Source organism: Pantoea sp. CCBC3-3-1, from assembly GCF_007981265.1.
In the GTDB taxonomy this organism is placed as follows: Bacteria; Pseudomonadota; Gammaproteobacteria; order Enterobacterales; family Enterobacteriaceae; genus Erwinia.
Map to the genome: position 1 here is coordinate 2993338 of NZ_CP034363.1, position 25529 is coordinate 3018866.

The window sequence follows — 25529 nt, forward strand, 5'->3', positions numbered from 1 at the left end:
CACATGCTTTCACATCTAGTAGATTTTTCGCTAATCCTAATCAACCAGCCATTCAGGATTAATATTTTTCAGATCATCAAACACTGAATAAACATGCAACTTCATTAGGTTACGAAGCGCAACTGCGTCACCCGTTTTAAGGAGTGAAACAAGCTCGCGGTGGTCAGCTATCGCCTTCTGAATACCCGATAAGTTCACTGGTGAGCACTGCCGGGCACGATCCAGATGCGCACGGTTGGCACTCAGGTTGTGCCAAAGCGTTGGAAGCGCCAGGACGTCACAAAGGGTTTTATGGAAAGCTAGATCGCACTCAAATACGCGATCAAAATGGCGAGCGTCAAAACTGCGTTCCTGTTCATCCACCAGCGCGAGGCAGGCGCTTTCAACTGCTGGACCCAACCCGTCTAAAGCAATCTGCTCAACTATTGAAGCTTCCAGAGAGTAGCGAATCAATGCATTGGCTTTCACGAGACGAGTGTCGATCAGGGTCGCAATGGTGTGCAGATTAGGGATCATTTCAATGAACCCATCATGCTTTAGCAGAATAAGCGCCTCGCGTAGCGGTGTGGGGGAAATCCCCATATCGGCGGCTAAAGCCGTTTTGTCGATGATTGCTCCTGGGTGTAACGCGCCTTTAATGATGGCATGACGTAACCAAGTATAGACCTGCATTTTTACTGGCTTTTCGCGATCAAGTTGCGGGAGGGGATTCACGGCGGTCATCATGACGATTCCTGTCTTAATCGCCTGCTTTAATTGGGTCACTGGCGACAAAAGTTTTCTGCTAAATTGACCGCGGATTATACATCAATGTGTGAGGGCGTGCTAAGAAGCCTGGGAGACATGAAAAAACGAACAATAAACAGCCTCAGAGATGTGAGAGGCTGTTCAGTGGAAAAGTAAAAATTCATTAGCCGTAGATGGAATAACCGTAGGGACTAAAATATCAAATCTCTTTATCAACATGCTGCACAATCAAATCTATTACGCGGGAGGCGTTCTTAGCTGCAAGTGCATCAAGAATCCCAAGATGTTCCTTATGCAATACCTCTGTCTCTTCAGGTGTGAAACCATACTGTTTCCAAGCCATCCCCCAAAGCTGATGAACCTGTTCCTGCATATTGATAAGGATGCTATTGCCACCAAGTAGTGCCACATTCTTTTCGAAACTCAAATCCAACCTGGCGTCATCATTTTCGTGAGGTTGGCTTGCGAATCGTTGGCGATTGCTCTCGATAAGAACTCTAAGTTGATTGATTCCGTTCTTGTTAACACGCCAGACATAATCCTCAAACACAGCACGCTCGATGGCGGTTCGCGCGACTATTAGATTACGCATGAAATCGCGCGTAACGCCGCTATCAATCAATTTAGCCAGACTCTGTGGGTCGTTGAGTGAAATTGCGGGCAGTTCCTTAAGGAAGGTTCCGTTACCCACTTTAGTTTCAATCCGCCCGGAAGATTCCAGCACTTTGAGTGCCTGGCGCACAGAAGTACGACTGACATTCATCATCTCAGCCAGTTCACGTTCTGAAGGCAAACGTTCGCCCGGTTTTAACTGTTTGCTATCCAGCAAATTACTTAAATGCTGGATGATGGTTTGGAACACATCAGTTCGTTTAATTGGGATCATCGTGAATTTATTCTTTTCCGGCATAACATAACCTGCATTTGATTCTAAATTGCTGGATTGAGGCAGCTCTCCTGCCTCAATCCCATGGACAGAGGTTAGCGCGGATCGGCGTACACCTCAAGAATTGGATGGACCAATACACCATTCTCATAATCAATTCTGTGATCTAAATAGGTCGTCCAAAGTGGAAAACTCATTATCCTCAAGTTTTGTGAGCATACTATCACTTTCGCAAAATTGGTTGGACAACCTACCTCTATCAAAGCATAGTCGGCTCGACAAAACAACAACCAGCGAAAGGTACTCCAGATGTTCAGAAGCAATTTCAAACCGGGTTCAACCCGTTGGGCTGTTCGTCGTGCGCAGTGGCGTTGCATGGGTATTCGCGAAGGGGACATGCATAAGCCAAAAATCGCCATCATCAACACGTCCAATAAATTGTCCTGCTGCTATGTGCATCTGGACGAATTGTGCCGCATCGTGGAACAAAGCATTCGCGATGCTGGTGGCCTGCCATTTGAGGTTCGTACCGTTGCTCCAAGCGACTTCGTCACCAGTGCGGGTAAAAAAGCACGATATCTGATGCCCACCCGTGACCTGATGGTGAATGAAGTGGAATGCATGGTGGAAGGTGCGGTACTGGATGGCATGATCTGTCTTTCTTCCTGTGACAAAACCACCCCTGCGCATTTAATGTCAGCCGCCCGTCTCAACGTCCCAACCCTGCTGTTGACCTGCGGTTATCAGGTTGGTGGCACCTGCTCCAACGAGAAATTCGACGACCAGTTCTTTGACATTGATGACGTTTATGAGCAGGTTGGCGCGCTGGCAACGGGCTCGATCACCTTACAGGATCTCACTGACATGACCGACGTTGGCATTCAGTCACCGGGCGTCTGCGCCGGCCTCGGCACAGCCAACTCGATGCACATCGTGGCTGAGGCACTGGGCATGACGCTACCCGGTAACTCCCCCATTTGGGCTAATGGTCGCAAAGTGAAAGAGTATGCGCAGGCAGCTGGCAAGCGCATCGTCGAGCTGACACAAAAGCAGGTGCTACCACGCGAGATCATCACTGAAAAAGCGATCCAGAATGCGGTAATGACCGTGCTGGCTGTCGGTGGCTCAGTGAATACTGTACGCCATCTTTCGGCTATCGCCACAGAGGCCGAGCTACCCATTGATGTTGTCAGCTTATACGAAAGATTTGGTAAGGATATCAAGCTCCTGACTTCTGTACGCCCTAATGGTCCTTTCCGTACTGAAGACCTGGAAGCCGCAGGTGGCACCACCGCCGTCATGAACCAACTGCGTAACTTCCTGCATCTGGATGCACTGACAGTGACGCAAAAGACTGTAGGAGAAAATATTCAGCACGCAGTGGTGAAGAACCATGAGGTGATCCGTACGCTTGATAACCCCATCAGCCAGCGTCCCGGAATCGCGATCCTACGCGGAAACATGGCGCCGGATGGTGCCATTGTGAAACTCTCGGCAGTACCGGGTGAACTATCGCATTTCTCGGGTCCAGCCAATATTTATGAGGGTGAGGACGAAGCCATCGAAGCGTTGGGGGCAGGAAAAATCCATGAGGGTGATGTCATTGTATTGCGCAATATGGGGCCAGCTGGTGGTCCTGGCACGGTATTCGCCTGTAGTTTTGTCGCTGCACTCAACGGTGCGGGGATTGCGGCGCGCGTTGCCGTTATTACCGACGGTGAACTGTCGGGGCTTAATCGCGGCATCATTGTAGGCCAGTTGATGCCTGAAGCTGCTGCCGGTGGGCCGCTGGCCGTTGTGGCGCAGGGCGAAACCATCCATATCAACTTCGACAACCTCAGCATCGATATGGATGTGCCGCAAGCAGTAATAGATGCACGTCTCGCGCAGTGGCAACCGCAGCCATTGCCACTCGGCGGCGGAAACAGCACCTATCTTGCACAGTATGCGCAACTGGTCCAGCCAATTGCTCAGGGTGCGGTGCTGGGTAAACGCAGCATCCACGTCAAGAACATCGAATAAACCGCAACGAGGTCCGCATGCATATCTGTCATGAACGAAGTCGCAACCCCCCTATTACTTGCCATGTCGACGTGCTGGTTGTGGGTGGTGGTCCAACCGGTGTTGCAGCGGCTACCGCTGCAGCTCGTCGGGGTGACAAAACTCTGATGATTGAGAAGTATGGTTTTTGCGGTGGTATGGCCACGGCGGGAATGTCTGGCGCGATTTGCGGGCTATTTACTTCCGGCAGAGGCCGTAAGCACCAGCAACTGGTACACGGCTTTGCTGGAGAGTTTTATCAGCACCTGAAAGATCGCCAGGCAGTTAGCGAGCCTTTTCCCTTTGGCGAAACAAAACTGGTCGTACATGAACCCCACACGTGGAAAGAGATTGCTGACGACCTGCTGCTTGAGAGCGGCGTGCATATACTCTTTCACAGTCTGGTGACAGAGGTTGTGATGAATGGCAACCAACTGCACGGCGTCATCATTGAGAATAAAAGCGGGCGGCAATGCATCACTGCTGAACGCTTTATTGATGCCACCGGCGATGGCGATCTCTGTGCCAAAGCAGGCGTGCCATACACTCTGGGTCGCAATGGTATGGTGCAGTATCCAACTATGGTCTTCCGTATGAACAACGTGGACATCAATCGCGGTATAGGCCACCCCATCCCGCAACTGGAAGCTTGGGTAGAACAAGCGCAGAAACGAGGGTATCACCTGCCTCGGAAACACATCTACCTGCTGCCCTCCCCGCGTCCAGGCGAAGTGATGTGCAACGTTACCAGTATTCTTCACGACGATGGACGCCCCATTGATGCGACTAACGCCGAAGATCTCACCTTCGCTGAGCTAAAAGGGCGAAAAATGGTGCGAGAGTATGAACGTTTCCTGCAAAACTTTATTCCTGGTTTTGAGCAGGCGCGGCTCAACGACGTGGCTCCTCAGATCGGCATCCGCCAGAGCCGCACCATACAGGGCCAAGGGCGATTGAGTAATAACGATGTGTTCCAAGCACACAAAAGCACACGCAGTGTTGCCAGCAGCGCATGGTGTATTGAAGCACATGGCAACGACGGCATCTTTATGTTTTATCTTGACGATGATTATTACGATATTCCTTACGACACACTGCTGCCTGAAGGGATACCCAACCTCATCACAGCGGGTCGTGCACTATGTGCCGAACATGAGGCATTAGCTTCAGCGCGCGTAACCGCTCAATGCTTTCTTACTGGCTATGCCGCTGGCACCGCCGCCCACCTAAGCCATCGCGACAACTGCGCCTTCAACCAAGTCGATGTCGATGAGCTACGCAGCATCATTGAATATTAAGGAGACAACATGAAACCAGTAATCGGCTTTATTGGCCTCGGCATCATGGGCAAACCGATGGTTCGTAACCTGCTAAAAGCCGGTTATCAGGTTCACGCGTACAGCATCATGCCTGCGGATGTGCAGGAGATGGCGCGTGAGGGCGCTATCGGCGCATCCAGTAATCTGGCCGTAGCGCAGGCGGCAGAGATCATCATCACTATGGTGCCAAATACGCCACAGGTTGAAGAGGTGTTATTTGGTGAGGCGGGCGTAATAGGGGGGCTGCGTAGCGGTAAAGTGGTGATCGACATGAGCACAATCTCTTCACTCGCGACAAAACAGTTCGCTGAACGCATCAGCGCCAGCGGAGCACATATGCTGGATGCGCCTGTAAGCGGCGGCGATAAAGGTGCAAAAAACGGTACTTTATCGGTGATGGTTGGGGGGGACAGTGCCGTGTTTTCTCGCTGTAAACCCGTACTGGACGTGCTCGGTAGCCTTGTGACGCACGTCGGTGACAATGGCGCGGGTCAGGTTGTGAAATCCTGCAATCAGGTACTGGCAGCCGCAACCATGGCTGCACTGGGTGAGTCGCTGGTGATGGGGGCGAAAGCTGGCGTTAACCCAGCAAAAATTGTGGAGGTGCTTTCAGCCGGATACGCACGCTGCGGTGCCCTGGAAATTCGCGGTGAGCTGCTGCTGGATCGAAATTTTGATCCCGGCTTTATGACTCGCCTACAGTACAAGGACCTCAATCTGGCAATGGAACTGAGCCAGGGGATAGATGCCCCGATGCCCATAGCCAGTCTGGTGCGTGAACTGTACAAAACCTGTATGGCACAGGGCATTGGCAATGAGGATCACTCCAACGTGATTAAGGTGTTTGAGCAGTTGGCTGGTTATGAGGTCAAGGCCGGAGAATAATTTTGTGGCCCGGTAAAATAATCGCTCATTCGCCATCGCTCACTGTTCGAAATAAAAGAGCCTCCGGGCGCAGCATAATTACATACAAATGCTTCCTTCAATGATTACTTTGTACCCTACAACAGGTGATCGACATGAAAATATTTACCCAATATCGCTATGCGATACTGACTCTTCTGACATCAGCTTACGTTATTAATTATATCGACCGCGCCGCCCTTTCTGTCGCGATGCCCTTTATCAGCAATGATTTTCATCTCACCAGTTTTGAGAAAGGAGTGATATTCAGCAGTTTCTCAATTGGATATGCGTTATTTAATTTTATCGGTGGTGCGCTGGCCGACAAATATGGTGCAAAACGCGTACTGGCTATTGCCATGACGTTCTGGTCTATCATGTGCGGTTTAACCGCTGGTGCATTTAGCTTCTGGACGTTTTTCCTCTGTCGGGTGCTGTTTGGAATGGGTGAAGGACCCAATGCTGCGGTTGCAAATAAGGTGATTTACGACTGGTTCCCCATTCGCCAGAAAGCAACCGCAGTAGGAATTCAGCAGGCTGGAGGGCCGCTCGGTGGGGCTGTATCTGGTCCACTCGTTGGTCTAATGTGCTACTACTTCGGCTGGCGTTTTTCGTTTGTCGTATTGATGTTTATCGGCTTAACCTGGGTCGCCATCTGGTGTCTGAAATCCAAATCGTTACCGTCTCAGCATCCACGCGTCAGCGCCACAGAACTGGCGCTGATTAACCAGCGCGATCAGGAAAGCATTGAGGAAGAATCCACAAGTGAAAAGCCGTCGATGTGGAAAGCAATTCTGCAGCCGACTATCCTTTCGATTGCACTTTCTCTGTTCTGCTACAACTATGTACTGTTTTTTTTCATCACCTGGTTCCCGACCTTCCTGGTAGAAGCCCGTGGTGTTAGTCCCCACGATATGAGTTTTATCTCTTCGCTTCCATGGTTAATTGGCGCGCTCGGCTATGCTGTTGGTGGCGTACTGATTGACGCCATTTACCGCAAAACGCAGCGCCGGTTTTTCTCCCGTAAAGTGGTGCTGGTAACCGCATTTATGATCAGTTCCGTGTGCATCGCCGTAACCGGCCTTGCCAGCACCACCACCGTTGCTGTTATCAGCATGACGGCGGCAATCGGATTGCTACAACTAGCTGGCCCAGCATATTGGGCATTAATCCAGGATGCAGCACCCAAGAATTATGTTGGTAGCGCCAGCGGATTAATGCATGGCATCGCCAATACCTCAGGAATAATTGGACCAACAGTCACCGGATTAATTGTGCAGACTAGCTCTTACACCGGCGCTTTTATTCTGGCAGGCATTTTAGGTGTTATTGGTTCCTGCGTTATTTTGTTCCGTGTGCGCGGGAAAGCTGAAGTTAATTTTGCAGCTTTAACGTAATAATCTTTTATCGGAGTGAAAAATGAAATATCCATTTCTTGAGAATCACTTTAAAACCACGCTCACACATCAGCATCGCACCATTGGCTGTTGGGGATCTTCATCAAGTCCTATCGTCACTGAACTGGTCGGATTATGCGGTTTTGATTGGGTGATGTTTGATTGTGAGCATTCACCGAATGATGTTATCAATCTGGCACCACAATTGATGGCTCTTAAGGGTACTCACACGCAAGCAATGGTCCGTCCATATTTCAATGACCCGGTACTGCTGAAACGTCTACTGGATATTGGCGTCACTAACTTTCTCATTCCGATGGTAGAGAACGCTGAAGATGCCAAACGTGCAGTGGCAGCCACACGCTACCCCGCGCAGGGCATGCGTGGCTTGGCGGTTTCACATCGCGGGAATTATTTCGGCATGATGGACGACTACCTCCCTCGTATCAACAGCAACATTGGCGTAGTTGTACAAATAGAAAGCGCTAAAGCTGTTGCGAATCTGGAGGCCATTTTACAAGTTGAAGGCGTCGATGGAATTTTTATCGGCCCAAGCGATCTTTCAACATCGTTGGGACATATCGGCAACGCCACACATCCTGAAGTGGTCAGCGCCATCCACCACATTATTAAAACAAGCAAGCAGTATGGCAAAGCAATTGGCACCGTCTCATTTGATGTTCAGACAGTAAAAAATTACTTCCAACAAGGCCTTAGCTTTATCGCCGTCACGAGCGATCTTGGCGCTTTAAAGGGTGGATTACTGGCAGCCAGTGCATCGTATCGAGATTGAGGGGAGAATTTATGAAAACTATTTTAATAACCGGAGCAGCAGGTGGCGTGGGGTCACGCTTGCGCCCCTACCTACAAGAGCACTATCGTTTGCGTCTTTTTGATCGTGTTGCCTGCAGCGATTTACAGTCCAATGAGGAGCAAATCATTGGCGATATCGCCAACCGCGACAAAGTAATGCACGCCTGCGAAGGCGTTGATGGCATTGTCCATCTGGCGTGTGCCTACAGCCTCAACATCAGCTTTGAAGATACTGTTGAAGCAAATTATCGCGGTACAGTGTATCTGCTCGATGCCTGTCAGCACTGGAACATCCCGCGCTTTGTTTTTGCAAGCTCCCATCATGTGTTGGGTCAGCATCCGGCTGCCGGATTCCACAATGATCATGCTGCAGTCGCCCCCGATGGTTTCTACGCACTGAGTAAAGCCTTTGGTGAATCTGCCTTTGCGCTGTACGCGCATAAAATAGGTCTTCAGGGATTAAGTATTCGCATTGGTAGTGCAACAGACACCGTAGTGGATAGTCGCCGTCTGCACATCTGGCTGAGCGCTGCCGATATGGCGCAACTCACCCGTATCGGGCTGGAGCATCCGGACGCACGCGGCGATATTGTGTATGGCACCTCTGAGTGCCCGGATGCATTCTTTCCTAACCAGCGTGCACGTGAATTGGGCTATGTACCGCAGAGCAACGCAACTCATCATCTCCATCCTCTTTATCGTCCTTTGCCGGCTATGCCAGACAGCGAAGGTCCGAACTGGGTCGGCGGCCCGTTTGTGCCCTTCGCGCTTACTTTGGGGGAAAAATCATGAAAATTCGGTCAGTTGAAGCGCAGATCATTGCTATCCCCTTTAATGATGGCGGCAAACCAAAACCGACAACCCCCACCACCTGGAATAAGTTGGAAATGGTGCTGGTGCGCATTGAGGATACCGATGGAAACGTTGGCTGGGGCGAGGCATTCGGATACTTTGTTACCCCCGCGACCAAAGCAATCATCGATAATTTGCTGAAACCGCTGCTGGAAGGCAGCGAGATAACCTCGATTCGTGACTGGAGCCATTCTATACAGCACCGTTTGCATATTTTTGGTCGCTACGGAATTACATTATTCGCTATTTCCGGGGTCGATATAGCGCTGTGGGATCTCTGGGCCAAGCGGCAGAATGCACCGCTGTATAGCCTGCTTGGCGATGGCAAACGTAAGTCACTCAAGACCTATGCCAGCTTAGTGGGTTATAACGATCGTGATACTGCCGTGTCTCAGTGTTTGCGCGCAGTAGATGATGGTTTCTCCATTATCAAAATTCACGAACCTGATATTAAAATAATTACCGCCTGCCACGAAGCCATTGCCAAAGCCAGCCGCGAAGTGAAACTGGCGATAGACGTCAACGGCTGCTGGCAGGCCGAGCAAACATATCACAACATTGAACACTTGCTCGGTTTACCGCAGGTGGCATGGCTGGAAGAACCGGTTTTTCCGCCCGAAGATTTCGCGCAACTGGCTCAGTTCCGTCAACGCGGTATCGCGCTGGGGGCGGGAGAAAACTGGTGCACAAGGCAACAGTTTCTCCACGCAGTAGAACAACACGCGGTCGATTATCTTCAGCCCAGCGTGACCAAAGTCGGTGGCATCAGCGAGTTTCTTCAGGTAGTTGAGATTGCCGGCAAAAATGGTTTACCAGTGCTGCCACACAGCCCTTATTTCGGGCCTGGATTTCTCACCACACTGCATCTTGCCAATGCTTACCACAATATCTCTGAAGTCGAATTTCTCTATGTCGAGCCACAGGCTGAACTGTTTGCTTATGACACTATTCGTCAGGGTAACGTGTTTAGCATCAGCGATCGTCCTGGCATCGGCATGGATCCTGACCCAGCGGTGATCAGCCGATATACGCTTTCCTGAGGAGAACATAATGATCGAGATCTACGACGAATTTATTGGCGATATTCCGGTAATCCATGCCGTTCCGGCAGGAAAGCGCTATCAAACACTGCCGACCATTTTTCATTTCCACGGCTACACCTCATCGAAAGAACTGAACAGCTTTTTTGGCTATGCATTTGCCAGGGCAGGTTTTCGCGTGGTCTTACCGGAAGCTATCGAGCATGGTGATCGCTTTGATGGCAATATTGAACGGCGCCGTTTTCTCTTCTGGCAGATACTGAAAAATAATATCGACGAGTTCGAAGAATATGTCAGCCATTATCAGCAACAAGGCTTGATTCTCGATGACAAAGTTGCAGTGTCAGGAACTTCAATGGGGGGGTTTACCGTTCTGGGTTTACTGGCACGTTATAATCACATCAAGGCTGCAGCCTGCTATATGGGTTCGGGTTTTTTCTCTACCTTATCGCATGAGCTTTTTCCGCCGATTGAAATTAAATCTAGTAAGGACCATAAGAAAATAGATAATCTGTTAGCAAATCTGTACAAACTTGATTCGAGTAAAAACATCACAGCACTTGCCCAACAACCGTTGATGTTATGGCATGGCCGGAATGATGAAATAGTCTCAGTTGCAGAAACTGAACGTTTACATTCAATGCTTTTAGATAACAACCTGACTAATAATGTAAATGTAATTATTGACGAAACAGCAAGTCATAAAGTGCCAATGAATGCTCTGGAACATGGTGTTTCATTTTTTAAAAAAACACTCCTATAATTCATGACAATGGATGCGTAGAGATATCTGCGCGTCAAGAGCCGGACGCAGAGCCGAATAACGGCAGGTTGAAAGGGACAGACCTGCCAGTCTACAGTAAGCGTCCAGCCTGAACCGTGTTGATTATTCTTCAGAGGGGATAACGATATTCCACGGCAGCAGTTCATGCACCCGCGTGACAGGCCAGTCCGCGATAACCGTCAGCACATGTCGCAGGTAACTCTCAGGATCCACGCCATTCAGTTTGCACGTCCCGATCAGGCTGTACTGAACCGCACCGCGCTCTCCGCCGTGATCTGAACCGAAGAACAGGTAATTTTTTCGCCCCAGGCTCACCATCCGCAACGCGTTTTCCGCGAGATTATTGTCAGGCTCGGCCCAGCCGTCGCCACTGTAATATGCCAGCGCATCCCACTGGTTAAGCGCATAGCTGAACGCCTTCGCCGTTTCCGAGTGGCGTGACAGCGTCTTTATCTTTTCGCGCAGCCAGCTTTCCAGCGCCTTCAGCAGCGGTTTCGTCTGTTTCTGTCTTTTTGACAGCCGGTACTCTGCTGGCTGACCCCGGATACTGGTTTCGATGGCGTATAACTCACCGATGCGGCGTAGGGCTTCTTCTGTCGTGGCCGATGGCGTTCGCACGTGAACATCGTGGATTTTCCGTCGCGCATGCGCCAGCAGGCGGCTTCCTGTATGACTCCGGCCTCACGGTCCGGTTTATACAGCTCGTTGAACCCGACATACGCATCCGCCTGCAACACGCCGCTGAACCCGGCAAGATGCTCCTGAGGATGGCAGCCCTTTCTGTCCGGTGAGTACGCGAACCACACCGCCGGGGGCTGTGATGACCCGGCGTTACGGTCGTCGCGCACATACGTCCATAGCCGCCCGGTTTTCGTCTTCTTATTGCCCGGCAGCAGTACCGGCACCGGCGTGTCATCGGCGTGCAGCTTGCCGGGCGTCAGCACATATTCGCGCAGCGCCTCCTCCAGCGGGGCCATCAGGCGGCAGCACGCGTCCACCCAGCCTGACAGCACGGAGCGGCTCAGCTCCGCGCCCTGACGGCCGTAGATTTCCGACTGGCGGTACAGCGGCGTGTGCTCCGCATATTTTGACGTCAGCACCCGCGCCAGCAGGCCGGGTCCGGCGATACCGCGCTCTATCGGCCGCGACGGTGCCGGAGCCTGCACTATCCGGTCGCACTTCCCGCAGGCATGCTTCTCCCGCACCGTGCGGATGACCCTGAACGCGCAGCGCATCAGCTCCAGCTGCTCCGCCGCGTCTTCCCCCAGCCATGACAGCGCGCCGCCACAGCCCGGGCAGCACTGCTCCACCGGCAGCCGCCGTTTCTCCTCACGGGGAAGGGATTCAGGGAAGGGTTTTCGTGTGCGGGTCTGGCGCAGCGGTCGCGGTACGGCGGGGTCATTCACCCGGCCGCAGTAAGCATCACCTTCGCGCTCAAGCCGTTCCAGCGCTGTTTCGAGTGCCGCTATCTTCCGGGTAATTTTCTCGGAGCGGTGGCCGAACTTCATACGCCGGAGTTTATCCAGCTGCGCCCGCAGGTATTCTGCTTCCCGCTCGCTGTGCTCAAGTTTTTCTTCGGCACGGGCAAGCGCCTGGCGCAGCCAGGCTTCAGTATCGTCTTTCAGACGGAGTTGCGCTTCCAGTTCGCGAAGCCGGTCAGTATATTCCTTATACATGCCCTTATTTATAATAGGGTTGCGTGCTTTTTACAACATCGTCAGTGACGTCATGATGTGCTTCGGCTGACGCCAGTCGATGCCCTCCAGCAGCATCGCCAGCTGCGCGGGCGTCAGGAACACTTTGCCGTCACGGGCCGACGGCCAGGCGAAGCGGCCACGCTCAAGGCGTTTTGTCAGGATGCACAGGCCGTCGCCGGTGGACCAGAGCATCTTAACCTGGCAGCCGCGACGTCCGCGGAAGATGAAGACGTGACCCGACATCGGGTCGTCCTTCAGGGCGGTCTGAACTCTGGCAGCAAGACCGTGGAAGCCGTTGCGCATATCGGTGATACCGGCCACTATCCAGATTTTTGTGCCGGCTGGCAGGTTCATCATTGTGATTCTCCCGCCATCATTTCCCGCAGCAACAGGCTCAGCAGTTCAGGCGAAGGATTATGCAGCGTGATATCACCATGGCGAAGCCGGGCGTGGCAGACGGTATCCGGTGAACCGGCAAAAGCTGAGACCGGAGACGTGCTGCCCGGTGGCGGAGTAATCTGCACGGGTAAAAGAGCGGGAGATGCGGCTTTACGGTATTTGCGTCGTGGCCGGGATACCCGGCCTTCGCTCTGCCAGAGGGGCATCCATTTAAAGAGCAGGTTGTCATTAACGTCGTATTCACGGGCAAGTGCGGCAACGCTGCTGCCTTCTTCGCTGGCCTTCAGTGCCATTTTGACCAGTTTAAGTTTCAGTTCAGGGGAATAATGCTGACGGGAATGTCGTTCTTGAGTACTCACGGAGGTGTCCACCTGCAAAAAAATAAGTGGACGCCTAAGTTACAGAGACTTATTAAGGAAACCAGACGGTGCTGAGCTGACGCTTAGAGTGCAAACACTCGAGAATCACCTGGCGGAGATGGTGGGCGACAACTTTTGACAACTCACTCCCTTTAGCAACTGACTGCCCTGCTCTCGATTGATTAACACATACGATCTCAGCAAAATCCGCTCCTGGCACGCAGCAGACTAATTAACAGGCTACAGGTCAGGGAACTAACGTTGACCGCCCTGTTCAGGTGGCCAAATTCAGCTAGCTACTACAAGAATCAATTGATACCTATCCTTTCAATCTAGCAGGTCTATGCATAAACAATCAATTTTTTAAGCCAAGGTTAGGACAGCTCTTCCCGTTTAACCAACGGAACACTGTAATCAGGACGGATACTCTTTGAACCAGGCATAGCTCGCATCTCTTGCGGGAAGTGCCAGATATTAAAATCCTTGTTCGGGAATGTATCGTAGTAGAACATATCCCAGCCAAGCAGAGCAGCCATGCGTTCAAAGGCTAGTTCTTTAGCCACTGATAGTACCAGTCGAGGATTAAGGTACTTCAAGTACCCAGAATTCACAGCCCCGGTCAGGATGTCTACAACCTGTAATCCAAGATCATGTTTAGAGTCGTGCATCGTGACAGACTTAACCAACTTCTTCATCCCTGCCCTAGCCAGCATGTTGTTAGCAACAATACCCGTAACTTCATCGTTCTTTTTGTACTTATCAATCTTCTGATCGATGATGACCTCAATGTCACTCTTAATCTGCTTAGCAACGTTCTTAACGAGCATTGTGTACGTCTGGTAGAAAGCCAGCTCCCTGTCCGTCAACCAGTTGTTGTAAATGTTCTTCACTACAACAATTGAGTGGAAGCAGCACGAGTTCTTGAGCACCATAGCCAGCAGCTCAATGCAGATGTTTGCCTGCCCTGCGCTGTTCTTTATCTTAGACCATTTCAACTCACCGACAATACCGTACTTATCTTTCAGCTTCTGGACACGCTCATTGAAGATGTGCAACGTGTCTTTACGCACACACAGCAAACCAATGCCATAACAGCGGTCACTCCCTGTCGTACCACTCTCATCACCAAAAGCCACGTATTCCATAAAATACCCACTTAAAATTGAATGAATATTTTATGCTCAACCCAAGCGACAGACAATGTCTTATAGGTCTACCAGAAGTATTATGGAACGTACCCCTTCGATTAAGGATAGCGTTGCATCGACCCATTGAACTCACAGCACTGAGCAGACTTCTATAGCTCTTTGGACAAATTTTGCTCCGAGCCGATTTTTTGATGCTCGTTCTAGCTACCCTCCTTTTCAGAGAGCATCGTAGAACAATTAACACATAAAGCGAAGCGTTTAAACTTGCTTTAGGAAACCAGCAACTATTGGTGGTCATTTTGGTGGTCTTGACAGCATCACAATTCAGGTTTAGTCTATTTATTAGCCAGTTACTGGCAAAGGCGATCCCAGTCAGAGGAGCCATATTAGAGAAGCCCGCTTAAGGAAACTTAAGCGGGCTTTTTGCTTTTCCGGTTCGCACAATACGTGAAGGCTCAAAAGCCTGTCGACATATTTTGCGTGGTCATTTTTATTTTCGGCTGGCTAAAAAGGCATCATAATAACAATCGAAGTTTGCACCGATGCGCTGGTAGTGCAGACAATACCGCTGCTGAAAGCCGCTTTTTATCGATGTACGGTAGCTTTTTAGGTGAGCGGCGTTGAGAATAGCGCCTTACTGCGCTAATTAACGGATATATAAGGGGTTATGACATGCAACAAGGACCACTGACGGCGGACGAACTGGAGTGGCTGGACGATATCCTGATGAACCACGGCAATGATGATGCGGTTATCGACGCATCGGAGCTGGATGGTTTACTGACCGCCGCGCTTACCGGGCCTGGGCAGATCAAGCCAGAAGATTTACAGGCCGCGATCTGGGGCGGTAAAGGGCACGATCCGGAATGGGCATCGCCTCAGGATCATCAGCGCTTTGTCGATCTGGTCTCTCAGCATATGAACGATATTGCTGAACGCCTGCGCGATTATCCCGACCAGTTTGACCCGCTATTTGGCACCAGTACTGAGCAGGGTCAGGAAGTGACCATCGTTGAAGAGTGGTGTATTGGCTATCTGAAAGGGATGACGTTAAAAGACTGGTCGTCTTTGCCGGATAATCTTCAGCCCGCGCTGGAAGCGATTGAACTGCATGGTCGCGAAGAAAATCACGCCCGGTTCGAACAGATGTCCGCCGAAGCGTTTGAACAAAGCCTTGATGCTATCCGTCAGGCGGCGCTGAACCTGTACGCTGACTGGCCGCTGCATTAAAGCATTGCAGGCAAATGAAATCTGGGTACCTTTACTGATACCCGGTTCGAAAATTAGTCAGGAGCGCACAGTTCGTTCCAGTAACAGAAGCGGAGCGTCAGGCGATAGAGGTTATTTTTCACTGAAGGCCCTCGCGCGCAGATAACTCATCTCGAAGCCATACAGCTGGCTGATTGGCAGCAGAGACTCACTCAGTCTTGAGGGATCAACGCTCTCTTCCAGCGGCAGCGGCGAGGAGAGCCAGTCGGTGAGAGTAGCAAATAACTTTTTCAGGCCCGAGGGTTTCATGACGTTCTCCTGCAATTCTGTGAATGGATATTTGCGGTAAGACAGTTTTAACCTCAGGCACCCCGTGAGGGGAAATATCATATTCTTCCGTCTTTAGCCGGAATCTGGCTTTAGGCTGCGGCCAGACGGCGGATTCGCGGTGAATAGCGCAAATCTCACCGGCGATTTATGGTATGATTATCTGTTCAAGTTACTTACATGGCCCCGCCACATCTCGGATTATCTGACCCGCTATGCCAGCTATCATCAAGCGAAAAAACGACCCGGAAGGGTTAAAGAAACGTATCCTTGCCGGTGCGCTTGCGACTTTTGCCGAATTTGGTTTACAGGGCGCACGCATGGAACAGATTGCCGGACATGCGCAAACCACCAAACGCATGGTGGTTTATCACTTCAGCAATAAAGAAAATTTGTACATGGCAGTGCTGGAGCAGGTTTATCAGGCTATTCGTCAGCATGAGACCCGTCTGAATCTTGCCGAGATGCCGCCGTTGCTGGCCATGCAGAAACTGGCCGAAGCCAGCTTCGATTACCATATCTCACATCCCGATTTTATGCGGCTGGTGTGCAGCGAAAATCTGATGCGCGGCCGCTATATTAGCCAGTCGTCACGAATCAAAGAGCTGAATCAGAGCGCGCTCGACGTGTTGGAGAACATCCTGATACGTGGCAAAGCCGCCGGCGTCTTCAATACTGATGCCGACACGGTGGACGTGCACCGTCTGATCAGCAGCATCTGTACGCATAACGTTTCGAACCGCTATACCTTTCACACGCTGTTTGGCGGCGACGAAAACGAGCAGCAAAGTATTGCCCGAAATCGCCAGCTGGTGGTTGATGCCACGCTGCGTTATTTAAGACCTTCCTGAATAAACCTGTACAATACTGAAACAGAGTGTACAGTTTTTTCACCCTGAAGCCTGACGTTCCGGGGCAATTCAGCTACCCTTATTGGGGTTTAATCACGAAAGCTCGTTTCCGCGCTTTTCACGTTTTTTAGCCATATACCAGGAGTTAATTAATGGCACGCGAATATGCCGGCTATCCCCGCCGCCACCCTAATGCCGAAGACGGCAAAGTATGGAACTGGGCACAGAACGCCACGCTTGCGGTAAAAAATGCCGTGAGCATTCCGGAAAACGAAAAAGAGTTGCAGCAGCTGATTGCGACCAGTACCGGTAAAATCCGTATTATGGGCAGTCGCATGTCGCCAGGCCGTATGCTGGCGCTGGCAAACAAGGGCGACACCCTGGTTGATATGAGCCGTTTACGCGGTCTGATTAGCCTTGACGAACACAGCGCCACGTTTGCGGGCGGCACGCTGATGCATGAAGTGTATGAAGTGCTAACTGCCGAAGGCAAAATGTTGCCCTCTTCGCCCGGGGTCATCGCCTCGCAAACGCTGGCAGGCGCGCTGGCAACCGGTACACATGGTCAGGGTTTACAGCAAAGCTCTATTGCCGACGAAGCGTTAAGCATCCGCATGGTGCTGGCGGACGGCACGGTTGCCGATTTCGATCGTCAACACCCCAAGTTCCATGCCGTACAACTGGGTCTTGGCAGTTTAGGCGTGGTGACTCAGGTGACGCTGCGCACGACCCCTTCGCTGATTTATACCTGTTACAAAAATGCGGTAAGCGGCGATACGCTGGAACAGGATATTTATGACTGGAACCAGAATTATGCGCTGAGTAAAGCCTGGTGGTTCCCAAACGAAAACCAGGTGCACGTCTGGGCCGCACGTGAAGCCAATAGCGAAGAAGTTGCGCAATACCACGCCAACAATAGCGAGCTGATCAAGCAGGAAGAAACCAGCGATGCGATGAATGAAACGATTGAACAGACGCTGGAGCATATGCGCAGCGACACAAAAATCGTGGATGAAAACGGTAAACCCTTCCGTACCGTAACGCGCTTTAAAGATTTTTCCGACGTCACCGGTGACGTTTACCAGGTCTTTTGCCGGGGCATCGCCACCCCGCAAATCAATGTCGAAATCGGCATTCCTTTAGCGCGTACGGCCGAGGTGATCCGTAAGATTAAGCAGTGGCACAGTGAAACACAGCCGCATATGCATTATCCCATAATTTTACGCTGCACTGGCCCGTCAGACGCCTGGCTCAGCCCATCGTATGGCGCGGATACCTGCTTCTTTGGCTTTGTGGTTTATTATGCTGAGGACGGCTCGCTTTCTGAAGAGGGCGTCAGTTTCCTGCAGGCGATTGAAAAAGTGTTAGCCGCTGAAGGCGGCAGACCGCACTGGGGAAAATATTTTGACGCTGCGCTTTATAACTGGCCAGAAATTTATCCTCAGTGGGACGCGTTTCGCCAGGTGCGGGACGAACTCGACCCGCAGCGTAAATTTGACAATGCGTTTACCGCAGAATTATTAGATTGATTGAGGAGAGTGCCAATGAAGGCATGGGCAACCCTGCTGACGCAGCCGGGCTATTTGATCGGCGTTCAGGCGCTGCAAAAGTCGCTGAAAAAAGTCGGCAGCCGCTATCCGCTGGCGGTAATGGTCACGGAAAATATTGATGCCCGCAGTCGCCAGACGCTGGAGAACGAAGGCTGTCTGGTGCGCGAAGTTCAGCCTGTCAGTCCGAACAGCAGCCTTGAGCATAATTATGCCAACGCGCGCTTTTCCGAGGTGTGGACCAAGCTGGCGGTCTGGCAGCTGACCGAATTTGAACGCATTGTCTTTCTCGATGCCGACATGTTGGTCATCCAGAATATGGATGAATTATTTACGCTGCCGCTGGCGGAGGACGAAATTGCCGCCTGCCACGCCTGCCGCTGCAATCCGAACAAAATTCCCAGCTATCCAAAAAGCTGGCGGCCAGAAAACTGTTTCTACAGCTACTGCCGTTCGGTCGACCACACCGAACAGCTGGATGAGGTGGATAACTACCTCAACGGCGGTTTCCTGGTATTACGCCCGGACCGTGCGGTTTATGAAGATATGCTGGAAAAGCTGGCGGAACTTAGCGATCTCTCGCGCTATCTGTTTGCAGAACAGGATTTCCTCAACGATTATTATCATCAGCGCTGGAAACCCCTGCCCTATATCTACAACGCACTGAAAACGTTACCCTTCCAGCATGCTGCTATGTGGGAAATGGGCGAAGTGAAGAACGTTCACTATATTATCGATAAGCCATGGGAAAAGCGTCCTGAAACGGGTGACCGTTACTATCCGCTGAATAAACTGTGGTGGGATGTAATGGATGCGTAATTCAGCCGCGGCACGCTTTTAATCATCAGGTGTGGCGTGTGGCGTTAAGGGCGAATGGATTTGCCCTTTTCGACGCAGGCTCAGCGACCCGCCTGTTCAGCAGACCTGAACATGGGTTGTATGTGGCAGAGCCATCATCTTGTCTTCGCAGGTGAAAATCAGATCGACGTTGCCCCGCGCCTCGTCGCGCAGATAACGTAATACCCCCTCAGGCAGACGCGGTGCTACAGCACGCTTTTCCAGCCGACCCGGGCCGCTAAGGCGTAGCGTCAGCCCCCCGTTCAGCGCAGTAACCTCAACAATCACCGTAGCCGCTTTTCCTGATTCCTTTTGATGAGGTCGCAGGCTGTCTGACAGCGAATTGACCAGAGATAACGGATTAACATAAAGCGGCGTATCGCGATCCACTAGCGTCATCTGCACGGCGAGAGCGGCTGGAGATGCCTCTCCCCCTGACGAACGTGGCAGAGAAACCACCACGCCCGGTTCGCTCATTGCTTTCTGGATCAGGCGGAAAGCCCGCTGTGAGTCAGCAACCGGATGCGTAAAGCTGGCCAGTAAAGTCATCGTTTTATCTCTTATCAGGTCGTTTGATTAACGATCAGCATGCAGAGCGAATATGACAAGCAGGTGACTTCAGGATGGCTATAAGATGAATTCACGATAAAAACAGCTTTCGTTCACGCTCGCGGCGAGGCAGCAGAATACTGGTCGCGCTGCCCGCGCGTTTCCACATCAGAAAAGCATCAGCCGCTCCCTGATAATCGCCTTCGTTCAGTTTTCGCCTTACGGTGGAGCCGGAAAAAGCGCCGGTGCCAATATTAAAAATCAGGCTGCACAAGGCATCGTACTGATTTTGCGTTAACGCCATTGTCACCTGTCGCTTAATGGCCCGTTCGACCACATCAAGATCGAGTAGCAGCAGCTCGGTTGATTTTTCCGCATCGATTTTCATTCCAACACTGACCGCGACGCCATCTACGGTACCGGTATGGCCTACGCCAATCGTAGGAATGCCGACCACATCAAGATAGCCCGTTAATCTTTCGCCCTCTTCTGCTTTCAGAAAGCGAATCCCTTTATCACTAATGTTCATGATATTTCCCAACGTTGTTGCCCTCTCTTTTCCATGGACACTAACAACATCATTAATCTGATTTAAAATAAAAAGGCCAGATCCCCCTGGCCTTTACGCTATGCCTGTCTACTGATGACGTTAAATCACTTCACGCCACAAAGAATCTTCCAGGCCAGGTGCCCAGTCCGGTGAGTAAGAAATATGGGTCACTAAAGCCACCCAGTTTCTGCCCAGGTTACGTACAATCTGCCCCACCTGATAAGAACCACCCAGCACCCATTGTGGGTAATCGCTGTCGGCGTCATCGCCGCTGTCATTGCTGGCTGCGGTGGTGATGCTCAGCACATTACTCGGTACAGAAAGCTGACCTGCGGCGTTCTCTGCTGCCACGAAGTAACGGTAGGTGGTTGCTTCCTGTAAACCAGCATCGGTGTAGCTCAGCTGAGAAGCCAGCACACGTGCCACTTCATTGCCATCGCGGTAGATGATATAGCTGCTAACTGAACCGGTAGACGAGCCCCACATCAGCGCAACACTGTTAGTGGTAACTGACATGCTGTGTAACTGCACCGGTGCAGTAGGTGGTGTACCTGGCAGGATCACCGCACTGGTACGGGCTGAAACAATCTGGCTACGCGCAGACTCTTGACCGGCCGCGTTCACCGCGCTGACGGAATAGCTGTAAGCCGTATCTTCCTGCAGGCCGTTGTCGGTAAAGCTCAGCTGAGAACCCGTAAACACCGGGTTGCCATTACGGTACAGACGATAGGTCACGCCAGCGGTAACGGAGGCATTCCACGCCATAGTGATGCTGTTGGTGGTCGTAGCGCTTGCACGCAGGCCGGCAGGTACAACCGGGTCGTTATTGTCTGGCGTAACGCTACCGGCGAAATCCAAATCGATAACCTGGTAGAAAGCATTCCCTGTATCGGCAACTTCCCATACGGCCAGCAGAACGTGATAACCGTTACGCTGTGGCAAAGGCACATCGTGCGTGGTCGGGCCGGTTGGGCGCAGCACGCTACTGTGGCTCCAGAAAGGCTGTTCAGTGAACTCAACCTTAAAGAACGGCTCTGATTCAAACTGCGCACGGCTCAGCGGCAGGTTTGGATTCCAGTCTTCACGGGTAATAAAGTAGTTATAACGACGCGTGGTATGTGCCGCCGTGTAAGTCCAGGTAAACTTCATCACCTCGGATGACGCAACGGTATGTTTTTTCCAGTGTGTACCTGGCTCATCCAGGAACAGACCATCGCCCTGGTTTGCGCTGGCAATTTTGCCATCCGGCGGCGGCAGAGCATTGGTAGAATCCGTTGGCGCTACGATGTCGAACAGGCCGCGGTCAAGGGCAGGGAAAAATTTACCGGCTTCACGCTGGTTTAGCTGGCCCGCATTAAGACGGCCTTCCTGCCAGGCGAAATAGGCACGTGATGCAGGGGTGGCGATATGACCATGGCGTAAAGCCGGTTTTACTTGCGCACCAGATGAATCTGACATTGTTTTAAATCCTGTGGTCATTTTGGATGTATTCAGTACCTGCCATAGCGAAGTGGCTAACGCCGGTGTCCAGTAAATATTTGAGGTGTGCTGCATTACGCAAATGTAATTCTGAGAGAGCCAGCTCACTTTCGCGCCGTCGTTATAACGCACACCGGCCTGCCATTCGGCATAGCCTGGCGTTGGCTCAGGCGTTGGTTCTGGAGTCGGTTCCGGTGCTGGCTCAGGGGTCGGCTGTGGTTCTGGTACAACGCCATCACCCGCCAGATAGCCATAACGACGAATAAATTCCCAGTCGTAGGCGTTGCCTTCAACGCTGGTGCCTGCATCCCAGTTAACAGACCAGGTCATCAGGCCCGCGATGGGCAGCCCCGCCGCTTCAAGACGCGCCAGCGCTTTATAGACAGCCTCAGGATCAACGACGTAGCCAGTGGCAGCAGCATCGTTATTGGTTGGCAGGCCGATAATAAATTTATCGTGCGGGATCTTCAGGAAATTACGGGTACCGGTGACTAAACTCTCAGTCAGGTAAAAAAGAAAATCTTCTTTCATCGCATCATTACTCTGCGATACCCAGCTGGAGATTTCATCAACCCATACACCATCGCCGCCCTGATTGTAGAACTGCGGAGCGATGTAATCGTAATAGCCTTCGAGGCCGTTGATATAAGGGCTGTAATGACCGCTCTGGCTCAGATAAGGGAATTCTGGCGCCATACTGATGATGAAGTTTTTATTCTGCAGACGATAATGGTCTTTAACCATTTTCAGCGCGGCAGGGATCACGGTCTGGTTATCAGCTGCGGTAATAGCCGCCTGCTCCAGATCGATATCCAGGCCATCGAAACCAAACTTATCCGACAGCGTAATAATACGTGCGGCAAGCGCCTGTTCATCACCCGCGTGCAGTTCAATGTGTGCATCAGCGCCGCCCAGTGAAATCAGGACTTTACGACCCTGAGCATGGACCATATCGACCTGCTGACGAAACTCGGCATCGCTACCTTTGTAAGGTTTGAAATCAGGAATACGATCGTTGAGATCCAGCACTTTCATAAAGGCTACAGCGATAACGTTATACTGTACTGGAATGTCGGACAGTGCCATTTCCAAAAAACGGCCGCCTTTATACCCCTGGCCATTTTCTGCTGGCCAGTTGTGCCAGAAACCCATTACAATTTTATTTGTCATTATTTCTATTCCACTTATCAATAATAAAGTCATTGTGAATGCAATGACGGAGAGAACAATCTGCACAACGATTGCTTGACGACAGGTATTTTATTTGAAGTGGCTAAAGACTCAATCGCAATAATTAAGCGACACCGCTACAAATTAACAATCATATGAAATAAATGAGTTTATTTCCTGGGGTAAAATACTTATTAAAACCGTTTAATTGCCATTTATTTAAGCTTTTGTTTTTATTGCTATAATAATTTATTCTGGCCTCATAACGACCTCTTTAAATTACACTCCTCCACGAATAAACTTCCATATTGCCATTTACCCAACGGGCAAAGATCAAACGTTTTAAGCCGTAGTTAAATAACGCTGACAACGCACTAAAGCCCAAAAAAAGCCGACCTGTCGGGGCCGGCTTTTATTAAAAATGAGCGTTATGGTTTAATTGATCGGTCTTAACTCAATCCCGTAAGCACGCCCGTTTACCATTACGCGCAGGCACTCTGTGGCGTTTCCTACGGCCGTCGTATTGACGACCCGGCTACGCATTAACAAATCGTTGTTATGGTTATAGCCGAAGCCGACATTTTCATTACCGGACCAGTGCTGTTTAAACGCAGTATCTGCCTCTGCATCCAGTGCAGCCGCTTCTGTCGTGGACAGCATGGTATAGGATTTATCGAAGCGGAAATGCACGCCACGAGCAAAACGGTCAAAACAGTTGGTGGTAATCAACGCTATAGAAAAGCCGGTAAACTTGGCGATCTTAACGTAAATACTGGCTTTGCTGCTGCCCAGGTTTTTAACAATGACTCGTGTTACCGGGCAAGAGCCTTCACCGGCCCACGAAGTAATAAATTGCCCATTAACATTCTGAATCGAAATTTTCGCTTCGCCTTCCGGTGTACGGGTAGAGTAATCATTTTGGGTCTGGGGCATGGCCGCAAACTGAGAAGACCCAATAATGCGCATCTGTAGCTGAGTCGTCCATTCCGGCGCTTCGATATCGCCAACTTTAAACCAGGTTTCAGCATCACGGCGGTTATCCATCCGATCTGGCGAGGTGATGTACTGATAGTTTAGCGAACCCTCGAGTTTCAGCCCGTGGTTCTCAATCCAGGTCTGGCCACTTTCATAGGCTGACAGCCAGCGATCGCCGGTTTCTGAAAGATCCATACCCGCCCCATCATGCACATTGAGCATGGTAGAGATGATGCGTGTATGGTGGCATTTCAGCGGATTGGTATTGTCCTCAAGGTTCAACGCCTGAATGGACCACTGTCCGTTAGAAATGTTACCAGGGAACTCCGTATGCTCGATCCAGCCGTTGTTAATAATGCACTGTGTCGCACGCTGGAGATCGATCATCTCTGATTTAGTGCCGTACTGGATATTAAAATTAGTCAGTTCAATCGCGGTAAGATGATCCCATGAACCGGCTGCACGGTCCGACCATCGGCCATAAATTACCGTCCCGGCACAGCGACTGGCGTACCACTGGTCAATCTTACAGTCCAGGGTATCCAGCAGATCCAGCCCGCGGCCCCCCAGATTATTAAACTGCATGCCGGTCACGCGGAGATACTGACCACCCTGAATGATGTTTTTAAAGAAGCCTTTCGTTTTCGTATTATCCTGGCCTTCAACACCAATACCGTGGATTGAACACCACCGCGCGTTGACGGTGAACATATACTCGCCGTCTTTCTGATCGGAGAAGAGCTTGGTAGCAGGGAAGTAGCCAAAGTTAACGTGGCTGCCGGTCAGGCGGAAACGGCTGGCCTCGGTGGCAGAAATATCGAATTTAGAAATGAAAAAGTGCCCCGCCGGGAAATGAATACCGATATTTTCGTGTGGGCGAGTATTGGTTTTTCTGTCCAGCTTACGTGACCAGTTCCACATGCGGGTGACGGCTTCAAGGCAATCCGTTTTTCCATCGGGAATCGCACCAAAATCAACAACGCTCAGTACTGAAGGATGCGCCACATAACGGACCCATCTTGCCCCCCTGGCAGTCACGATGGTCACGCCAAAATCTTCAACGTTAACTTTGTCGTTTAAGTCATAGGTAAAGATCCCGCCGCCGTATCCTGTTCCTTTATCATAAGAGAGGACGACCGCTATTTCACCATGCGTATTGGGTTCAAGAGAACGTAATTCGCTGACAGACTGGAGCGTAACAAAGTCTTTCGGTTCACTTATTTTAGACTGAAGCTCAATAGCTATTTTTTCAAAGTCAATACTTTTGCCGTCTTTATCAATTACGTTTAATTTGGCGGCCGTTTCATTTAGGTTACTTAGCGCAGTTGTTAACTTATTAGCGCTATTGTCATTTACATTGCTCATTTAAAGCCTCTTTATTAAAAGATATTTGCGTTTTGGTGTTGAAATTTAATGAATTGAAAACTTGATATTAAAAATTATAGTTTTTTCCGTCAGAAATAGCGCATAAAGCGATATATTTTGCTGAATATTGAAGGTTGTGGAGAATAATAAGCAAATGGTAAATGGGCAATTTCAAAAATTAACCACAGGAAGTAAAAAATAGCATCTACATGAATAACCTCAGTAAAACAGTATTATTGCCCCGATCCCCCCCTCACCGTAACAATGATAAGTATGCTATATTTTT

Annotated in this window: 22 protein-coding genes and 2 pseudogenes; 12 read left to right on the forward strand and 12 right to left on the reverse strand. The window is 50.7% G+C overall.

Features of this window, described 5'->3' with window-relative positions; translation table 11 throughout:
• Positions 1–36 precede the first annotated feature (36 nt).
• Both EHV07_RS14150 and EHV07_RS14155 read right to left on the reverse strand, forming a co-directional pair.
• Complete coding sequence (locus EHV07_RS14150) at positions 37–726, reverse strand: GntR family transcriptional regulator (RefSeq protein ID WP_254446248.1); 690 nt, start codon at positions 724–726, stop codon at positions 37–39.
• 220 nt (positions 727–946) lie between these two features.
• A complete protein-coding gene (locus EHV07_RS14155; protein ID WP_147198657.1) occupies positions 947–1657 on the reverse strand; it encodes a FadR/GntR family transcriptional regulator in 711 nt (236 codons plus the stop codon).
• A 285-nt stretch (positions 1658–1942) separates the two neighbouring features.
• Between EHV07_RS14155 and EHV07_RS14160 the strand changes: the two genes are divergently transcribed.
• The 8 genes from EHV07_RS14160 (at position 1943) to yjfP (ending at position 10760) form a co-directional block, all read left to right on the forward strand.
• On the forward strand, positions 1943–3655 hold the full coding sequence (locus EHV07_RS14160; RefSeq protein WP_147198658.1) for a dihydroxy-acid dehydratase: 1713 nt from the start codon (positions 1943–1945) through the stop codon (positions 3653–3655).
• A gap of 17 nt (positions 3656–3672) precedes the next feature.
• Complete coding sequence (locus tag EHV07_RS14165; RefSeq protein WP_147198659.1) at positions 3673–4971, forward strand: FAD-dependent oxidoreductase; 1299 nt, start codon at positions 3673–3675, stop codon at positions 4969–4971.
• A 9-nt stretch (positions 4972–4980) separates the two neighbouring features.
• Complete coding sequence (locus tag EHV07_RS14170; protein WP_147198660.1) at positions 4981–5877, forward strand: NAD(P)-dependent oxidoreductase; 897 nt, start codon at positions 4981–4983, stop codon at positions 5875–5877.
• 134 nt (positions 5878–6011) lie between these two features.
• Positions 6012–7292 (forward strand): MFS transporter, encoded by a 1281-nt coding sequence (locus tag EHV07_RS14175; protein ID WP_147198661.1) that lies wholly within the window; start codon positions 6012–6014, stop codon positions 7290–7292.
• Between the two features lie 22 nt (positions 7293–7314).
• A complete protein-coding gene (locus tag EHV07_RS14180; RefSeq protein WP_147198662.1) occupies positions 7315–8085 on the forward strand; it encodes an aldolase/citrate lyase family protein in 771 nt (256 codons plus the stop codon).
• Positions 8086–8096: 11 nt separating this feature from the next.
• On the forward strand, positions 8097–8897 hold the full coding sequence (locus EHV07_RS14185) for an NAD(P)-dependent oxidoreductase (protein WP_147198663.1): 801 nt from the start codon (positions 8097–8099) through the stop codon (positions 8895–8897).
• Positions 8894–9997 (forward strand): mandelate racemase/muconate lactonizing enzyme family protein, encoded by a 1104-nt coding sequence (locus EHV07_RS14190; RefSeq protein ID WP_147198664.1) that lies wholly within the window; start codon positions 8894–8896, stop codon positions 9995–9997. Before EHV07_RS14185 ends, EHV07_RS14190 begins: the two co-directional genes overlap by 4 nt.
• Before the next feature lie 10 nt (positions 9998–10007).
• Positions 10008–10760, forward strand: coding sequence for an esterase (yjfP, locus tag EHV07_RS14195; protein WP_147198665.1), 753 nt, complete (start codon positions 10008–10010; stop codon positions 10758–10760).
• 123 nt (positions 10761–10883) lie between these two features.
• Here yjfP and EHV07_RS14200 read toward each other — a convergent pair.
• The 4 genes and pseudogenes from EHV07_RS14200 to EHV07_RS14215 form a co-directional block, all read right to left on the reverse strand.
• A pseudogene (locus EHV07_RS14200) lies at positions 10884–12457 on the reverse strand (IS66 family transposase).
• 30 nt (positions 12458–12487) lie between these two features.
• Entirely contained in the window at positions 12488–12835 is a 348-nt protein-coding gene (gene tnpB / locus EHV07_RS14205; protein ID WP_147198666.1) for an IS66 family insertion sequence element accessory protein TnpB, read from the reverse strand.
• A complete protein-coding gene (locus EHV07_RS14210; protein WP_147198667.1) occupies positions 12832–13236 on the reverse strand; it encodes a transposase in 405 nt (134 codons plus the stop codon). The genes tnpB and EHV07_RS14210 overlap by 4 nt, the downstream gene beginning before the upstream one ends.
• 374 nt (positions 13237–13610) lie before the next feature.
• Complete coding sequence (locus EHV07_RS14215; protein ID WP_147198668.1) at positions 13611–14381, reverse strand: DUF3800 domain-containing protein; 771 nt, start codon at positions 14379–14381, stop codon at positions 13611–13613.
• 675 nt (positions 14382–15056) lie between these two features.
• Between EHV07_RS14215 and EHV07_RS14220 the strand changes: the two genes are divergently transcribed.
• Entirely contained in the window at positions 15057–15614 is a 558-nt protein-coding gene (locus EHV07_RS14220; RefSeq protein ID WP_147198669.1) for a UPF0149 family protein, read from the forward strand.
• Between the two features lie 111 nt (positions 15615–15725).
• Here EHV07_RS14220 and EHV07_RS24555 read toward each other — a convergent pair whose 3' ends face one another.
• Positions 15726–15902 (reverse strand): hypothetical protein, encoded by a 177-nt coding sequence (locus EHV07_RS24555; RefSeq protein ID WP_168199633.1) that lies wholly within the window; start codon positions 15900–15902, stop codon positions 15726–15728.
• A gap of 233 nt (positions 15903–16135) precedes the next feature.
• On the opposite strand from EHV07_RS24555, the gene EHV07_RS14225 reads away from it, so the two are divergent.
• The 3 genes from EHV07_RS14225 (at position 16136) to EHV07_RS14235 (ending at position 19137) form a co-directional block, all read left to right on the forward strand.
• On the forward strand, positions 16136–16771 hold the full coding sequence (locus EHV07_RS14225) for a TetR family transcriptional regulator (protein ID WP_147198670.1): 636 nt from the start codon (positions 16136–16138) through the stop codon (positions 16769–16771).
• Positions 16772–16923: 152 nt separating this feature from the next.
• On the forward strand, positions 16924–18300 hold the full coding sequence (locus EHV07_RS14230) for a D-arabinono-1,4-lactone oxidase (protein ID WP_147198671.1): 1377 nt from the start codon (positions 16924–16926) through the stop codon (positions 18298–18300).
• 15 nt (positions 18301–18315) lie between these two features.
• The gene (locus EHV07_RS14235) at positions 18316–19137 is read left to right on the forward strand and encodes a glycosyltransferase family 8 protein (protein WP_147198672.1); all 822 of its coding nucleotides are present in this window, start codon (positions 18316–18318) and stop codon (positions 19135–19137) included.
• Between the two features lie 96 nt (positions 19138–19233).
• Here EHV07_RS14235 and EHV07_RS14240 read toward each other — a convergent pair whose 3' ends face one another.
• From EHV07_RS14240 to EHV07_RS14260, 5 genes and pseudogenes are all read right to left on the reverse strand, one after another.
• Entirely contained in the window at positions 19234–19704 is a 471-nt protein-coding gene (locus EHV07_RS14240) for a phosphonate C-P lyase system protein PhnH (protein WP_147198673.1), read from the reverse strand.
• Between the two features lie 91 nt (positions 19705–19795).
• Complete coding sequence (locus EHV07_RS14245) at positions 19796–20233, reverse strand: lysozyme (protein ID WP_147198674.1); 438 nt, start codon at positions 20231–20233, stop codon at positions 19796–19798.
• A gap of 120 nt (positions 20234–20353) precedes the next feature.
• On the reverse strand, positions 20354–21733 hold the full coding sequence (locus EHV07_RS14250) for a lytic polysaccharide monooxygenase (protein WP_371419693.1): 1380 nt from the start codon (positions 21731–21733) through the stop codon (positions 20354–20356).
• A gap of 15 nt (positions 21734–21748) precedes the next feature.
• Positions 21749–22936 (reverse strand): annotated as a pseudogene (locus EHV07_RS14255) (glycosyl hydrolase family 18 protein); the annotation flags it as partial.
• A gap of 402 nt (positions 22937–23338) precedes the next feature.
• Positions 23339–25243, reverse strand: coding sequence for a hypothetical protein (locus tag EHV07_RS14260; protein ID WP_147198675.1), 1905 nt, complete (start codon positions 25241–25243; stop codon positions 23339–23341).
• Positions 25244–25529: the final 286 nt, after the last annotated feature.

Bases quoted from the DNA above. Each gene is read 5' to 3' on its own strand.
- EHV07_RS14150 (WP_254446248.1), bottom strand. From the start codon at position 726: ATGATGACCGCCGTGAATCCCCTCCCGCAACTTGATCGCGAAAAGCCA.
- EHV07_RS14155 (WP_147198657.1), bottom strand. From the start codon at position 1,657: ATGCCGGAAAAGAATAAATTCACGATGATCCCAATTAAACGAACTGAT.
- EHV07_RS14160 (WP_147198658.1), top strand. From the start codon at position 1,943: ATGTTCAGAAGCAATTTCAAACCGGGTTCAACCCGTTGGGCTGTTCGT.
- EHV07_RS14165 (WP_147198659.1), top strand. From the start codon at position 3,673: ATGCATATCTGTCATGAACGAAGTCGCAACCCCCCTATTACTTGCCAT.
- EHV07_RS14170 (WP_147198660.1), top strand. From the start codon at position 4,981: ATGAAACCAGTAATCGGCTTTATTGGCCTCGGCATCATGGGCAAACCG.
- EHV07_RS14175 (WP_147198661.1), top strand. From the start codon at position 6,012: ATGAAAATATTTACCCAATATCGCTATGCGATACTGACTCTTCTGACA.
- EHV07_RS14180 (WP_147198662.1), top strand. From the start codon at position 7,315: ATGAAATATCCATTTCTTGAGAATCACTTTAAAACCACGCTCACACAT.
- EHV07_RS14185 (WP_147198663.1), top strand. From the start codon at position 8,097: ATGAAAACTATTTTAATAACCGGAGCAGCAGGTGGCGTGGGGTCACGC.
- EHV07_RS14190 (WP_147198664.1), top strand. From the start codon at position 8,894: ATGAAAATTCGGTCAGTTGAAGCGCAGATCATTGCTATCCCCTTTAAT.
- yjfP (WP_147198665.1), top strand. From the start codon at position 10,008: ATGATCGAGATCTACGACGAATTTATTGGCGATATTCCGGTAATCCAT.
- tnpB (WP_147198666.1), bottom strand. From the start codon at position 12,835: ATGATGAACCTGCCAGCCGGCACAAAAATCTGGATAGTGGCCGGTATC.
- EHV07_RS14215 (WP_147198668.1), bottom strand. From the start codon at position 14,381: ATGGAATACGTGGCTTTTGGTGATGAGAGTGGTACGACAGGGAGTGAC.
- EHV07_RS14220 (WP_147198669.1), top strand. From the start codon at position 15,057: ATGCAACAAGGACCACTGACGGCGGACGAACTGGAGTGGCTGGACGAT.
- EHV07_RS24555 (WP_168199633.1), bottom strand. From the start codon at position 15,902: ATGAAACCCTCGGGCCTGAAAAAGTTATTTGCTACTCTCACCGACTGG.
- EHV07_RS14225 (WP_147198670.1), top strand. From the start codon at position 16,136: ATGCCAGCTATCATCAAGCGAAAAAACGACCCGGAAGGGTTAAAGAAA.
- EHV07_RS14230 (WP_147198671.1), top strand. From the start codon at position 16,924: ATGGCACGCGAATATGCCGGCTATCCCCGCCGCCACCCTAATGCCGAA.
- EHV07_RS14235 (WP_147198672.1), top strand. From the start codon at position 18,316: ATGAAGGCATGGGCAACCCTGCTGACGCAGCCGGGCTATTTGATCGGC.
- EHV07_RS14240 (WP_147198673.1), bottom strand. From the start codon at position 19,704: ATGACTTTACTGGCCAGCTTTACGCATCCGGTTGCTGACTCACAGCGG.
- EHV07_RS14245 (WP_147198674.1), bottom strand. From the start codon at position 20,233: ATGAACATTAGTGATAAAGGGATTCGCTTTCTGAAAGCAGAAGAGGGC.
- EHV07_RS14250 (WP_371419693.1), bottom strand. From the start codon at position 21,733: ATGACCACAGGATTTAAAACAATGTCAGATTCATCTGGTGCGCAAGTA.
- EHV07_RS14260 (WP_147198675.1), bottom strand. From the start codon at position 25,243: ATGAGCAATGTAAATGACAATAGCGCTAATAAGTTAACAACTGCGCTA.